The sequence below is a fragment of the Pseudoduganella rivuli genome (assembly GCF_009674485.1).
In the GTDB taxonomy this organism is placed as follows: Bacteria; Pseudomonadota; Gammaproteobacteria; order Burkholderiales; family Burkholderiaceae_D; genus Rugamonas; species Rugamonas rivuli_B.
Window position 1 is genome coordinate 613,268 of record NZ_WKJJ01000001.1, and the last position, 13,109, is coordinate 626,376.

General features: G+C 54.6%; 13 protein-coding genes. 7 read left to right on the forward strand and 6 right to left on the reverse strand.

The window, feature by feature from the left end; translation table 11 throughout:
* Nucleotides 1-11: 11 nt before the first annotated feature.
* Nucleotides 12-482, reverse strand: coding sequence for a PRTRC system protein E (locus GJ700_RS02565; protein WP_154371066.1), 471 nt, complete (start codon nt 480-482; stop codon nt 12-14).
* Between the two features lie 153 nt (nt 483-635).
* On the opposite strand from GJ700_RS02565, the gene GJ700_RS02570 reads away from it, so the two are divergent.
* On the forward strand, nt 636-1,778 hold the full coding sequence (locus GJ700_RS02570) for a hypothetical protein (protein ID WP_154371067.1): 1,143 nt from the start codon (nt 636-638) through the stop codon (nt 1,776-1,778).
* Nucleotides 1,779-2,519: 741 nt separating this feature from the next.
* The gene (locus GJ700_RS02575; protein WP_154371068.1) at nt 2,520-3,110 is read left to right on the forward strand and encodes a hypothetical protein; all 591 of its coding nucleotides are present in this window, start codon (nt 2,520-2,522) and stop codon (nt 3,108-3,110) included.
* Here the strand turns inward: GJ700_RS02575 and GJ700_RS02580 are convergent.
* Entirely contained in the window at nt 3,092-3,304 is a 213-nt protein-coding gene (locus GJ700_RS02580) for a hypothetical protein (protein ID WP_229506741.1), read from the reverse strand. The genes GJ700_RS02575 and GJ700_RS02580 overlap by 19 nt on opposite strands.
* A 183-nt stretch (nt 3,305-3,487) precedes the next feature.
* Here GJ700_RS02580 and GJ700_RS02585 point away from each other — a divergent pair, with 183 nt between their 5' ends.
* Genes GJ700_RS02585 through GJ700_RS02595 form a run of 3 tightly spaced genes read left to right on the forward strand, consistent with a single transcriptional unit; the run spans nt 3,488 to nt 4,422 of the window.
* On the forward strand, nt 3,488-3,814 hold the full coding sequence (locus GJ700_RS02585; protein ID WP_154371069.1) for a hypothetical protein: 327 nt from the start codon (nt 3,488-3,490) through the stop codon (nt 3,812-3,814).
* Nucleotides 3,801-4,172, forward strand: a complete 372-nt coding sequence (locus tag GJ700_RS02590; RefSeq protein ID WP_154371070.1) for a hypothetical protein — start codon at nt 3,801-3,803, stop codon at nt 4,170-4,172. Before GJ700_RS02585 ends, GJ700_RS02590 begins: the two co-directional genes overlap by 14 nt.
* A complete protein-coding gene (locus GJ700_RS02595) occupies nt 4,153-4,422 on the forward strand; it encodes a hypothetical protein (protein WP_154371071.1) in 270 nt (89 codons plus the stop codon). Before GJ700_RS02590 ends, GJ700_RS02595 begins: the two co-directional genes overlap by 20 nt.
* A 231-nt stretch (nt 4,423-4,653) precedes the next feature.
* Here GJ700_RS02595 and GJ700_RS02600 read toward each other — a convergent pair whose 3' ends face one another.
* From GJ700_RS02600 to GJ700_RS02615, 4 genes are all read right to left on the reverse strand, one after another.
* Nucleotides 4,654-4,986, reverse strand: coding sequence for a hypothetical protein (locus tag GJ700_RS02600; protein ID WP_154371072.1), 333 nt, complete (start codon nt 4,984-4,986; stop codon nt 4,654-4,656).
* Nucleotides 4,987-5,125: 139 nt separating this feature from the next.
* Nucleotides 5,126-6,490 (reverse strand): recombination directionality factor, encoded by a 1,365-nt coding sequence (locus tag GJ700_RS02605; protein WP_154371073.1) that lies wholly within the window; start codon nt 6,488-6,490, stop codon nt 5,126-5,128.
* Between the two features lie 110 nt (nt 6,491-6,600).
* Nucleotides 6,601-7,830 (reverse strand): DUF1173 family protein, encoded by a 1,230-nt coding sequence (locus GJ700_RS02610; RefSeq protein ID WP_154371074.1) that lies wholly within the window; start codon nt 7,828-7,830, stop codon nt 6,601-6,603.
* Between the two features lie 11 nt (nt 7,831-7,841).
* Nucleotides 7,842-8,759 (reverse strand): tyrosine-type recombinase/integrase, encoded by a 918-nt coding sequence (locus tag GJ700_RS02615; RefSeq protein ID WP_154371075.1) that lies wholly within the window; start codon nt 8,757-8,759, stop codon nt 7,842-7,844.
* Nucleotides 8,760-9,090: 331 nt separating this feature from the next.
* On the opposite strand from GJ700_RS02615, the gene GJ700_RS02620 reads away from it, so the two are divergent.
* Together GJ700_RS02620 and GJ700_RS02625 are read left to right on the forward strand one after the other, a co-directional pair.
* Nucleotides 9,091-11,088, forward strand: coding sequence for an ATP-dependent nuclease (locus tag GJ700_RS02620; protein WP_229506742.1), 1,998 nt, complete (start codon nt 9,091-9,093; stop codon nt 11,086-11,088).
* Nucleotides 11,088-12,992 (forward strand): UvrD-helicase domain-containing protein, encoded by a 1,905-nt coding sequence (locus tag GJ700_RS02625; protein WP_154371076.1) that lies wholly within the window; start codon nt 11,088-11,090, stop codon nt 12,990-12,992. Before GJ700_RS02620 ends, GJ700_RS02625 begins: the two co-directional genes overlap by 1 nt.
* Nucleotides 12,993-13,109: the final 117 nt, after the last annotated feature.

Here is a 13,109-nt window from a genome sequence, read left to right on the forward strand (position 1 = left end):
TTTTCTCCTAGTCAGAACAGTTCGGGCTGGCGATTTTTCATCCAGTCGGTGTCGGGGTCGCCGTTCGCCTGCTTCGGTTCATCGGTAAGCTTGCTCACCGCCGGTGATTTACTCCCTTGGACAGGTACCGGCGCGGACTCTCGCGGAAGCTGCTTTGGCTTGGCCACAGGCTTGGTTTCCAATGTCTGAGTCAACGCCGCCTTGGCAGCTTCCGCTTGTGCCATGAGTGGGAGTAGCGTGTCCCGGTAGCCTGTAAACGCTTGCAGAAAGCCTGCGTCGAATTCGTCCGGTGTACTGGTCATGGTCAGGTCTTTGAATGCGTCGAGCTTGGCACCTGCTTTAGCGCGTGGCATGACACTGATGGTCAACGTGCCATTGGCCGTGTTTGCCGATATCAGCAGCGTCAGGTGCATTTCCCGGCAAAGCGGATAGATTTCTGTGAACAAGCCCATATGTCCTCCCTTGATGAAGTAGAGGTTCATCGTATCGCGCGGGACGTTCTGAGCAACCCGGCGCTTAGCGAAGCAACGGCAGCATTCGCGCAAGTAGCGTCTTGGCCACGATCACATTTCTCGAATAGACTGCAGGCTAAAATGAGACCTAATGAGAAAACCGTGCTCAAACAGGAGAACAGAATGCAAGAGGCCAACATGGACGGCATTGCCGTCCTTCGTACGGAATGCTCTCCCCAAGTCAGTGCAGCGGCATTGGAGTTCGTAGACATTAAAAATGAGTTGGACCGGTTGAGCCGGAGTGCCGCCGGAGCTCGGATCGTCGCACAGTGTTACCCGACAGATTACCCCAATCAAACAATAGCGCCATTCGACTTCATCAGCACCCTGCTGCCGTTTTTCAAGTATTGCAGGCCCGCATCCACTCGGGTCCGCCGCTACAAAGCGCTCGTTCCAACAAATATGGTGATTGGCGACAGCTGGCGCTGGCGGCCTGAACATCTTAACGAAACAAAGCGCGCCAAAGCCATCCAGACGACCTATGACGCGTTTGCGGCTTCATCTCCCGAACATGCGAAGACGGAATGTCCGCGATACTTTTTCATCGTACCGCTGGGAATCGTCGCCGCGCACGAGGCAAAAAACCGCGTTGCGCTCTTTCGGGAACTTGCAATCCCACACATTCCAGCCTTGGTTTCGGAGGAATCCTATCCAGCTGCGGATCGCATCAGAATATTCAGCTTGCCCGACGCCGACCTTGCTGTACTCGATGGGCGATTTGTCGAGCGCGTGCAGATGCTTCACTTGTCCACCAGGCTGCTCAATGCCTACGGGATCAGTGTCGAAACGCATTGGCCCGAGGATTATCCCGAACCAGCAAGATTCATCTGCGAATTGAATCGGCCGCGTTACCATGACGTCACCAGTCCCATTGTGGCGGATATGTACCAGCTGAACATCGATTCGCAGGCCGAGCAGTTCGAAGTCAGGGCAACGTTGATGGAGATCGAGGCCGCGAGACTACCCGGCTGGTCCAGATGGCTGCAATTGGCGCTGTTCATACTGGGACTGGCGTTCGCGCTTGAATTTTGCAAACCATGGCCCAACGCAAGAACATTCATTGCCGCGTTGATGGGGGGGCTGCTGATGCTGTTTGCAATACCCGTACTGCCATTCCTTCAGTGCCGTATTCGAGACTTGCGCGATCCCTATCGGGCAACACATTTGTTCGATCAGAAGCGCAATTTGCGCTCAAACGCCCATGTAAATACGGCCCCCATTGAGCATGCAACACGCGCCCCGGCACGGTCAGGCAAGGTAGGCTGAGTAGGCTGTTTAGTCGGCCATGCCGAAAAGTACACCAACGGATGGGGGTTTCCGGCAGGGGCCAGCGAACAGGGTTGCGAACATACCTTCCACGTGCAACACTGAACGTGCTATTTGTGGGAATCGCTCTCACATTGCTCTCTCCGTGGTTTATCGCAAACCACAAGAGATCTGGTGGTTCTCTGAGCCATTGGCGTTGCGGTCGTTACCCGCCTTCTGGAATGGTCGGAAGTTATTCCGACGTTGTCGCTTTCGCGACTGCCTCATCTGACTGACCGCGGTCAGCCATCGACATCGGATTGCAGCTACACCGATGAAAATGGATTGGACAGCTTTGCTGAACAAGCCATTAGTAGGCCCCGTTTCGCTTTTGAATCGTGGGCCTTTTCTTTTGACAACAGACCACCCCGGCCGTTTACGGCCTTATACGCGGGAGCACATCGTATCCCGCCAGGGATAGCTGTGTCTCCGCTTGCACAAGGAGATCATGATGCTTCCCAGAACACAAAACCGTAGTGCTACCCCCACCACCTGCCGTTGCTTGATAGGCGGTACCGAAATTCATTCGCGCGCAGCATCGGAAGTGCGTTTGTGCGCTTTATTGCGGCCTAGTGCATTTTCACCGGCGCCAGTGAAGTACACCGGCAGATTCCAACGATGGTTGGCAGCCGTCGCGCTGTATGCCCGCCGCCATTTACTCACGTGGCGGCCAGGAGCCAGGCATTTCACGGAGCCCAGATCATGAACAGCAAACTGCAACATCAGGGCGCTGAAACAGTTGACCCGGAACTCCCGGCAATCCACGAAGAACTCATCTCGGAGGGGATCCTTGCTGGACCACCTGCCAAAGCTCGAAAAGCGAACGGGAGGCAGTCGGGCACCGGAAGAAGCACTTATCCGGTCCGCACCACTCTGGAGCGCGAGGAAGCGAAAATCTGGGTCCGTATTTACGGACAGGCCAATGACCCCGTACTGGCGGCAGAGCTGCTGCAGCTCTTGAATTCAGACGCGCATATCAAGGCAAAACATCTGGGGCTTTATCTTCGCTGCAGGCAATCGCTAAGGCTTCACAAGGAGCGCCAGGCCCGGGTCAAACGGATGGCGTATATTCTGCGCTTGGCCATGCGCTGTCTCTTCGTATTACCGGCACATATAGTATTCCGAATTGGGGTCGGCCTACGTCGGGCATTACACTTCGGCAGAGACGTCGCTCTGGAAGCGTGTCCGCAAGAAGGTTCTGCCGCCACGTTGCCACGCAACTTGTACCAACGGCAGTCACAAACGTCGGCGCAAGCCAAGGCGTCCACCGATAGTCATGCGAAGTCCGCATGATGCCCGGAGGATTGGGTCAGCAACTCCTCTATTTGATCGTCAATCAGCCCATGCAGGCGTACAGCGTCTTTCGAGTCGCCCCAGTAATAACGCTTGCACCGCTCAGCAAATTCCCACAGGTCGTCGATCTGCTCGATTCCTACCGGTTCAAAGCCGGTCAGGTTAGCGAGCAATTCGACTTCCTGCGGCGTCAATCTGATCTGTTTTCCACACCTGAGCATAACCATTGGCAGCCCACGCTGCCCTCCACTTCTGTATGAACCTGCTGGGATACCACCGCAGTCAAATTCGGTTGGTCACAAGTTAGCAGAAGAAGCGCCTGACGCGGCCAGTGGAAACAGCATCACGCACATTTCATTTTTTATTTGGAGGCGATCATGAACCGTCACCGTCACAACATCATGGAACTTCCGCCCGGCGCACATACTCCGCTGGCTCAAGCCATTTCCCACCTCATTACTCAACTCGGCAGGCTTCCCCCAGGTTGCCGGCTCTGCGCACACGATGGTACCGAATATATCCGGACTAACCTGATTTGCTATGGCTTCTGCGACCTGCACACCGGTGTCCTCTGTTCTGCCAGGGACATTTGCTTCAGGCATGGCGGCGTCGACGCGGTGGACACCAGCGTCGCCTCGCCTGTTCAGCCCAAACCTGCCCTTACCGGCACACTGCGCCGGGAGAAAAATCATGGAACAGACTGAATGCATACGCGGCCTTGACATACGGGTCGCGCTGGCTTTGGCACGCGTTGATCGGATATCCGATCCGGAGCTGGCCGATCGTAGTATGGGAGTCATCCTGTCGGATTCCTACCTCCTTGGCTTTCGCGAAGCTGGTGCTGGCCTGTATCAGCCCCCGAGGATGTTTCATGACGAACGTGAGCTTCTCGGAGCATGGTATCGGGGCCAGAACGACGCGGCGCTGTGCGCGCAGATGCTCACCTGCGACTGCCATGACGACCGGTGCTTAAAGTCGTGGCGCGAGCAACCGCAATGCCTGCGTCCATTTGCCCGCACCTGCATTCTCCGGGGTGACGGCCATGGCCAAGCTCACCTTTAATAAAAAGGCCCAGCGTGCAGTACTCGACACGCTGAAGCGCCTTGAAACAGGGTCGTTCATCAGCGCAGTGCTGGGCTCGTTCGGTGCCAATCCTCGTGTCACCGCACTGATGGCATTGGCGCTATTCCTTGTCTGCAGGGTTTGTCAAACCATTGTGCTATGCATTGAGGAACCAAACCGCCCCGCCATACGGAACGGCAGAGCGGATGCTGAACGCCGCTCGCAACTGGATGCGGACGGCGGAAAATAACTGCCTTGCCACTTCGCTTCCGGGACCTACAATGAATCGAAGCACCAATGGAGGATCGGTATGTCCTTGACCATTATTATTATCGGCTGCGACATTGCAGCAGTACTCGGAGCTATTGCGCTGACCTGGCGCTACGCGCGTGGGCGCGCAGCATAGTCACGGCACAATGTTCCCCGCCTGAAGCATCCGCCAGTGACCGGCCACGGTCATTGGCGGATGCGCGTCAATCCATCAATTCGCTTGATGCACGCCCATTACGTCGCCTTGTTCCAGCACAAGTTGAATCCACCGTTCCGCATCCTCGTGCGTGCCTCGCAAAATCCGAACAGGAAGCTCCCGATCATTTGCAGCGCCTAGCATATTGTTCAGCCCTAGGAAGGCGACCAACTGGTAGTGCATCGCCTGGTGCAGTTCACTCGCCAGCTCGGGCCGAGCGCTTGCCAGCGCGTTCAGGGCCAGAATGGCATTGCTCAGTTTATCCGCGACATAGTCGAGCGGAACACCGTAACGATGTTCCCCTTTTTCATACGCAGGGCCATTGGCTTTGATATTCGGGGTTTCCATAAATAAGGTTCCTTAAGGCTGGCAGCCAAATGGCTGATGAGCAGCGTTATGGTAGTACCCGTCAGCATCGTGCGCAAGCGGAACCAACGACCAATCCATTGCGACTACCTCAGCTCCCACTCCAGCCACTGCGGTCAGGTTACTGGTTATCCAAATCAGCAACCGGGCCCAACACGCGATCAATTTCCGCATGCAACGCCTCAGGATCATCGCCAAACCCTTCCAGCGAATTCAGCACACGCACACGGCCGCCGGCATTCCGAATCCAGCCGGCGCCCCATTTCTTCGCCGCGTAGGCCTCGAAGCGGTCCTTATCCACGCCAAATGCGTCTGCTACGGCAAAGATGTCTGCGACATGCGAGTCATCCCCGCCATCCCTGCTGGCGTCAGCGGTTGCTTGTGACGCACTCGTAGAGCGCTGCCAGCCCTTTCGGTTAGCGTTCTGGCTGACGTCATTGCGTGCGGAAGCCATCGGCGCGCTGTCGCTGCCATCCCTTATACCCGGAGCCAGAGACGAAACGTCGCCTTCCGGTGCTGGCAAGGGAATGACCTCCGACTCGGGAATGACTTCCGCATCACTGACATTCAGGAGCGCAGCCACGTCGATCGGTGCCTCCAGTTCGATGAGCCACGCCATGCTGCGAACAGTTCGTCCATCGTCCCCGACGTGCGGAATTTCCCGCTCCACCTTCGTGATATAGAACGGTGTACGCTTTTCATCCAGAAAGCCTGAAATCCGACCGCCCCGCATAAACGCCAAGGTCTCGAATTTTTCGATCGCGCGCATCATCGAATACATACTGTTGGTACGGAGCTCAAACGCATCGGAGGACTTAACCCCGGGAATATAGAACAGGAAGCGGCCAGACAGATTGCATTTACGTGCCTGAAATTCCGGGCAGTTCTCCGGGTCGCACATGCCGTTGTTCTCCGCCCGCAACTGGGTCTTGCGCCCACCGAAGATACGCACTGGTCGACTTGCTGTGCGGTCTATTGGCACGGGCGCGTAGCACTTGCACAGTCGGACTTTGCCATCCGGTGCGTATTCGCTCCAGTACTTCCTTTCGTTGGCACCCCAGGTGACCAATTGATGCGGCATTACAGCTTGCCAGGCATCTGCCGGAAAAATGACGGGGAACCGGTACAAGCGCCGGACACCGTCGCCGCGGTCTTCTCCATAAAGGTCCAGGATTGCCTGCGCAGTTGCAGGGTTGGGAAAGTCTGCCGAGCGGACTGTAAAGTAAGGGACATTTTTCGGCACCATCGGATACTGAAGGTCTGGCAGTGCTTTCGCCAGCGTGCGTTCGATGTCGTCGAAGCTTTGCCCGGCAGCGACACCGGCTTCATATATTTCCCGCGCGCGCGCGTTTTCCTGCGCCCTACGGGTCAGTACCTTGATACCGGAGCGGATTTTGCCAGCAGTCGGGATGCGTGCGCTCTGGCGCCCCAAGATGGTTGCAGCCGGTGCGCGGGTGTCTTTCACTACTGCGATGCCGTTTTTCATGATGGCCTCCTTATTTATGCGTGACTGATCGCATAGTCAGGATCTCGCGCCTTTCTCCTCCTTCAAGTGCCCCTCTCGACGAAGAACAGTTCTCTATTTGCGTGGTTCCATCAAATGCTACATGGCTGGACCGGCCGAAAGACCGAAGGCGGGAATGGTGGCATGGGTGTACCTGAAAGCCAGGACCAGTCTGCATCGCCACCTGCTGCAATACACTTTTCTTTTGCCTTGCGCTCTTCCTTGCCCATGAAGTCACTGGCAATGTGCAGCGCTGTCGGTACTGGACCTGTATCTAGCAGCAGGAAGTTCGGCAGCGCAACCCCGGAATTGGCGTCGAAGCGCAGCGGCTTGATAAAGCGGCGCGCGTCAAGCGTCAGGCGCTGCACGACGTCGATTTCGTGCGCGCCATCCAGTGGTACCCAGTTTGCGCTGGCCAGCATCAGCGTAGCCGTGTCAATGTGAAACGTGTGCTCTTGGCGGGCATAGACCACGCCTGCGAACAGCACCCGCAACTGAGCTTCCGGTCGCGCACTGCGTAATTCCAGCATCCAGCCAAAGTTCTTGGTGAACCTATTCCAGGTCTTTGCGTCCAGCAGCAACGGCATGTCCGGCATGTGCTTGATCCAGAGCCGCACGCCGATTGCGCTGACCTCCGCGCTTTTGAATTCACCGATGATCAACGCCATGTTATAGCCGCCGCATTCGTCGGACTTGCACAGTGCGGCAAGCTTCTCGCGGCGACGCTCCGCAATTGCTGCTTTGGCCTGGTCGTTGAACGGCTCCGGCACATAGAGGCGGTCCGCCAGCGAGGCCCCTTTCAAGCGGATTTCGCATGCCGCGCCCATCAGGTATTTCTCAATCACGCCCTGATGTCGCTTGCCGGCCATGGCCGGGGTCCAGCGATTAAATCCCGCACGGTGGAACAGGTACTGTGCCAGTGCACGTAAGGACATCCTGCACTTCGGTGCATTGACTTCGGCCAAAACGCCTGGCTCACCATGCGGTACCGGCCGGCCTGGTGCACGCGCCATGGCGAAGTCGACGCGCAGTTCAACCTCGCCGGGGCCATGTTCGATCACGGCGTCGCCCAGCAGCGCCAGCCCGGACTGACTGGCATCTGGCTCAAAGGATTCACATGTCGGGTGATGCAATGCGCCGGTTCCCGGCATACGTTTGATCACGTAGAAGCGGTGCTTCGCAATGTACATCTCCACGCCATCGGCCACGCACATGCAGCGGGGGCGCTCCGGCGTGTCATACACCTGCGCCAGTATCTGCTGCAGGCAGGGATCGCTTGTGCTGTAGCGTCGGCCCCGAATGAGATAGCCAAAAGTGTCCATGCTTTCTCCGGTTACACGAGATCGCGCACCGCCACTTTCAGTTGCGGGTCGAATCGCCTCAGGAGATGCCGGATTGACGCCGGATCGCTCAGACCTAGCAGCGATCCGATTTCCGCCATTGCGGCGCCTCGCGCGCGTAGTTTAGTTGCCACCGCACGCCGCGCGCTCATTGCCGTCAGTCCTTCGACACCGGCATAGTTAAATATCCGGCGGTAGATCTCATGGATCTCTCTGCACAGGAACTGGTGCTGACCTTTCTCTGTCTTGGCAATGATCTTAAGGGGGCCGCCGTCGACCGAAAGGAACAGGCGTGAATCAGCGGCCAGTCCACGAAAGGCGCTATCTGTGGTCGTTCCAAAGCTGTTTGCGACCCGTTCGGCCAAGTATGCGTCAATTGCAGCATTTGCTTTGCTGCTGCAAAAGTACAAGGGCCGGGATCGCTCGTTGACTGCCGCTTCGGGCCGTAAAACGGATTCTTCCCTAACGTTGCCACATTCGGTGAGATAGTCACGAATTTCAAGGCGAGCAATTTCGATGGGCCTCGCCCCGGTTGCGAACAAGGTCAGCAATAGCGCTGCATCGCGGTTTGACTGCGGACTGTATTCCTCAATCTTGCGTAACAGCATATTGAGCTGTTCGGACGATATGACTGCGCCTACTTGGTGGCTACCGTTACAAGGCGGAACGTAATGTGCTAACGCTTCGAGATATGCTTCCTTTTCCTGACGGAGGAGCGGTATCGTTGGTGTTACCCATTCGTCGACCCCAACTACGCCAACAACGCTTTGCAGTGTTCGGGCCAGCGACTTGATGCGCTTGTCGACCACGATTTCAGCGAGTCCGAAACAAGCTGCGGTCTTTTTTATGGTCGAACCGTTGAGCACGGATAGAAACAGGTCCTTTGCCTCATCAAATTTCTCGGTGTGCATTCGACGCCTCGCGCATGTTGCGTGACATGCAAAATCATTTCACCACCAAGGACAGTGGACCACCCGAAAGAGACTGTGGCATTGCTACTTTTCGCGGTCATGGTAGAGGCCACGTGTGCGCACCTGAGTATGTGTCCCCAGTTCAATGCCAGCGCTGGTTATATGAGCCCGAGCTTATTGCAAGTGCGTGCTATACGCTGCTCATCACGTCGATAACACCGCACATTTCGACATGGCAAGATGATATGCTATGAACTAATAGTTAGTCGCTGTTGTACCGGGAATACTGCGATGAAATCGTAGCAAAACACCCCTCCCCAGCAACACAAACATGGAATTTGACATGCATATTGAAAGTATCGCCTTAACAAAATTTCGGTGCTTTGGTCCTGATACTGAAACTGTGCTGTTACAGTCCGACCTGACAACTATAGTAGGGCCAAATGGCTCGGGAAAAACCGCATTACTGCAAGCCTTGATGCGGTTATTCGGAGTAACGCGAGCGCAACGGACCATCGCGACATCCGACTTCCACATCTCCTCCGACCCGAGTGTTGACCAAGATGCAGTAGAAACCAGGGAATTGTCCCTTGATGTGGTAATCCGCCTTCCTGAGCTCGTTGATGGAACGGCGATGGCATCAACGATCGCCCCAGTATTTCGAAGAATCTACATTAGTGCACCAGGTGGGATACCGGCCTGTCGTCTCCGTCTAGAAGCTCGATGGGATTTCGATGGAACGGCAGAAGGTTCAATTAGCCAGCAGCTTTTTTGGGTCAATACTCTAGGCTCCTCTATAGCTGATGGCCAGAAGACCGGGGTGAGCGCCGCCGATCGTGGTCTCATCCAGTTGTACTACACTCCGGCCAGCCGCGATCCGCAATCGCAAATCAAAGCAACGACTGGTGCTCTGGCCGCGCGCCTGCTTAAAGCAATCGACTGGTCACAAGCCACTGCGAATGCGGTAAGTACAGCAGCGCAAACACTAAACGATGCGTTCGATGATGAAGATGCGATCAAAGCAATTGCAGGTGTTCTGGAAAAGCGCTGGCAAAGCTTGCATGACGGCGACATCGACACTGCGCCAGGTCTGAGTCTCATGAGCCGCCGCTTTGAGGAAGTTATCGCGCGAATTGGCGTTGTATTTAAACATGGTCCTGCCGGCGAGGACCGCGGACTAGAGGCTTTGAGCGACGGCCAACAGTCCCTTTTCTATTTCGCACTTTCTGCCGCCGTCTTCGATTTGGAACGTGACGTCGTCGCAGGTAAGGCTGATGGGTTTCATCACGACACACTGACCATACCAGCACTAACGTTATTTGCGGTTGAAGAGCCTGAAAACCACCTGTCGCCGTATTACCTATCACGAATCATAGAACAAATTAAGAGTATGGTTACGAGCGGCGCCGGTCAGGCCATCATATCTAGTCACTCACCTTCCGTGCTTAGTCGCGTCCCGCCAGAGAACGTACGTTACTGCAGGCGTAACGTAGAAATCAGCACATCGTCAGTTGTTCGGATTCCAGTGCCTGCCGATGGTGCCGAGGCAGTAAAGTTCGTGCGTAGTGCAATGCTCGCATATCCCGAGCTATATTTTGCAAGATTTGTCCTGCTTGTCGAGGGAGATTCAGAGCGAATCGTTTTACTTAAATTAGCGGAGGCGCTTGATTTTTTTATCGATCCTTCGTTTGTCGCAATTGTTCCCTTGGGCGGAAGGCACGTTGAGCACTTCTGGCGGCTTCTCGATGGATTGGGCATTCCGTTCGCTACGCTGTTGGACTTGGATTTAGGTCGAGAAGGTGGAGGTTTTGGACGAGTTAAAAATGCAATTCAGCATCTATTGGAGAATGGCGCTCCCAAAAGTCCATTGCTCGATGTTGACGATGGTGAGTCCCTAAAAATGCAAGAACTAGCCAAAATGCATACTTGGAAGACGGCTAATGTGGATATTAGACTCTGGCTCAAAGATTTAAGAAAATACAATGTCTTCTATTCCGCCCCGCTGGACTTGGACATGGCAATGCTTGCCGCCTTCCCAGATGCTTATCAAGCCACCATAGAAGGCACCGGGCCTCGGATGAAAAATGAAGACGCCGCGGAAGTGGTCTTAGGCTCCGGTGGCGAAGGGTTGGCCGCATACACGGGTGACCTCGAATCCTATAAAGACCAAATGGCGGCCTATCGCTACCACTTCCTCACGCACAGTAAGCCCGCAACGCATTTGCGCGCGATAGCACATATCGACAACCAAGCGCTGAAACGGGATATGCCGAAATGTCTCAAAGCTATTCTGCAGCATGTTAAGGATCGCCTATCGAGGAGTAAGTAATGACTTTCCCGCCGCGCCGGATTCGCCCCGAAGCTTGGTTACCCGTCGGAGTAACTGCGCTAGAAGCAAACGCGTTGAAAGTTGTTCGATCCGATGCACATCGATCGGTGCTTGCAGGACCCGGTGCTGGAAAAACCGAATTACTTGCGCAACGGGCAGCCTACCTACTTCAGACGGGCATCTGCCCTTCACCAAGGCGGATTTTAGCAATTGCATTTAAACGTGATGCCGCGCGAAACCTTTCGAGCCGAGTGGCGACTCGCTGCCACCCAGGCCACGCAAGCCGACTTGACTCAGTGACCTTTGACGCCTTCGCAAAAAGCCTATTAGATCGTTTCGGGCAAACGCTACCTAATGAATGGCGACCGACTTCCGACTATGAAATTGTGTTCTCCACAGATGCAATTATTAGGCAAGTTCTGCAATCTACTTCAAAAGAATGTACGAATGCCGAAACAGCAGCTCGTATACGAGCTATCAATATAAAAACATTCGAACGGCGTCATGTTGTTCATCAACGACTTCCAAATTCGAAATTGCCGCTAACATCTTGGCAAAATATAGCCGCGAAGAATTACTGGCAGCGTATGCTGCGCGGCCAGAAGTGTAGCCAGCTTACCTTCCCCATGATAGGCCGCTTAGTTGAGTTGCTGCTTCGGTCCAATGATTCCGCAAGGCTCGCGTTTGCACTCACATATTCGCACGTGTTCATGGACGAGTTCCAAGATATCACTCCGATTCAGTACGACCTCGTTTACACACTCTTTCGTAGCAGCGATACGATACTCACGGCCGTGGGCGACAACAAACAGCAGATAATGCGCTGGGCGATGGCAATGGACGCATCCTTTGATGTATTTGAAAAGGACTTTGGCGCCAAGCGCGTCCGACTATTGAACAACTATCGCTCTTCTCCTGAATTGGTGCGAATTCAGCATATACTTGCTCAGGCCCTAGATGACAAAGCACCTCAGCCAGAATCGCAAACAGAAACAATGGTTCCAGGAGATTGTTGCGCTGTATGGGACTTTACCTCGCCCGAAGAAGAAGGCAAGTGCTTGGCTGCTTTTATCGCCGATGAAATAGCCGCACATAACCTACACCCTCGAAATTTTGCCATACTCGTGAGGCAGAAATCAGATAGTTACGCCGGAAGTCTTGCGTCTCAATTCGCAGCGGCCGGGCTACTGCTACGCAATGAAGACGCAAGCGTGGGCGCACTCAAAATCCAAGAACTACTAACTGAAGATCTATCCATCAAGTGTATGCAGCTTCTACGCGCTGCATTGACCCGTGGTGCTGGTACAGCCTGGACTAACACACTTTTAACGCTGCAAGAACTTGAGCCGACTGGCTTCGATTATAGTGATATCAATTCCCGACGTTTGGCTAAACTGCTCGACGAGTTCGCATCACAATTAGCACAAGACTATCCTGCGCCCCCCAGTTCAAGCAAGGCGATGACGGCCCTGATAGCGAAAGTGATTGATTTTCTAGGCCGTTCACGTATGCGAGCCATTTACCCAGCTTACGCCCAAGGAAATTGGCTTGAAGAGGTCGAAAAATGCATTACTGAACACCTACAAGCAAGTGCAGATTCCAAAACTGATTGGGGAGAGGTACTCGATGCTTACGACGGAATTGACGCAATAGGCTTGATGACAATTCATAAGAGCAAAGGGCTTGAATATCACACTATCATTTTTGTTGGACTCGACGATAGAGCTTGGTGGAATTACTCGAACGATGAAGCAGAGGCCACAGCAGTTTTCTTCGTCGCGTTTACCCGAGCAAAGCAACGCGCAATCTTCACCTACTGCTCATCACGGGGACAACGGACAGAAATCCAACCCCTATACGACCTCTTAACCAAAGCGGGGGTTTCGACAGTTCAAATCACTTGATGCAATGCGAAGCTAGCGCTGAGCACAGAAATGATTACAGCGCAAAGCTGGAGACCGGATTGGGCTAAGCGCCAATGGGGCGGCGGCAAAAATTCTTCCCTCTACCAGATGCTAATG

Bases quoted from the DNA above. Each gene is read 5' to 3' on its own strand.
- GJ700_RS02565 (WP_154371066.1), bottom strand. From the start codon at position 482: ATGAACCTCTACTTCATCAAGGGAGGACATATGGGCTTGTTCACAGAA.
- GJ700_RS02590 (WP_154371070.1), top strand. From the start codon at position 3,801: ATGGAACAGACTGAATGCATACGCGGCCTTGACATACGGGTCGCGCTG.
- GJ700_RS02595 (WP_154371071.1), top strand. From the start codon at position 4,153: ATGGCCAAGCTCACCTTTAATAAAAAGGCCCAGCGTGCAGTACTCGAC.
- GJ700_RS02605 (WP_154371073.1), bottom strand. From the start codon at position 6,490: ATGAAAAACGGCATCGCAGTAGTGAAAGACACCCGCGCACCGGCTGCA.
- GJ700_RS02620 (WP_229506742.1), top strand. From the start codon at position 9,091: ATGGAATTTGACATGCATATTGAAAGTATCGCCTTAACAAAATTTCGG.
- GJ700_RS02570 (WP_154371067.1), top strand. From the start codon at position 636: ATGCAAGAGGCCAACATGGACGGCATTGCCGTCCTTCGTACGGAATGC.
- GJ700_RS02575 (WP_154371068.1), top strand. From the start codon at position 2,520: ATGAACAGCAAACTGCAACATCAGGGCGCTGAAACAGTTGACCCGGAA.
- GJ700_RS02610 (WP_154371074.1), bottom strand. From the start codon at position 7,830: ATGGACACTTTTGGCTATCTCATTCGGGGCCGACGCTACAGCACAAGC.
- GJ700_RS02585 (WP_154371069.1), top strand. From the start codon at position 3,488: ATGAACCGTCACCGTCACAACATCATGGAACTTCCGCCCGGCGCACAT.
- GJ700_RS02625 (WP_154371076.1), top strand. From the start codon at position 11,088: ATGACTTTCCCGCCGCGCCGGATTCGCCCCGAAGCTTGGTTACCCGTC.
- GJ700_RS02615 (WP_154371075.1), bottom strand. From the start codon at position 8,759: ATGCACACCGAGAAATTTGATGAGGCAAAGGACCTGTTTCTATCCGTG.
- GJ700_RS02600 (WP_154371072.1), bottom strand. From the start codon at position 4,986: ATGGAAACCCCGAATATCAAAGCCAATGGCCCTGCGTATGAAAAAGGG.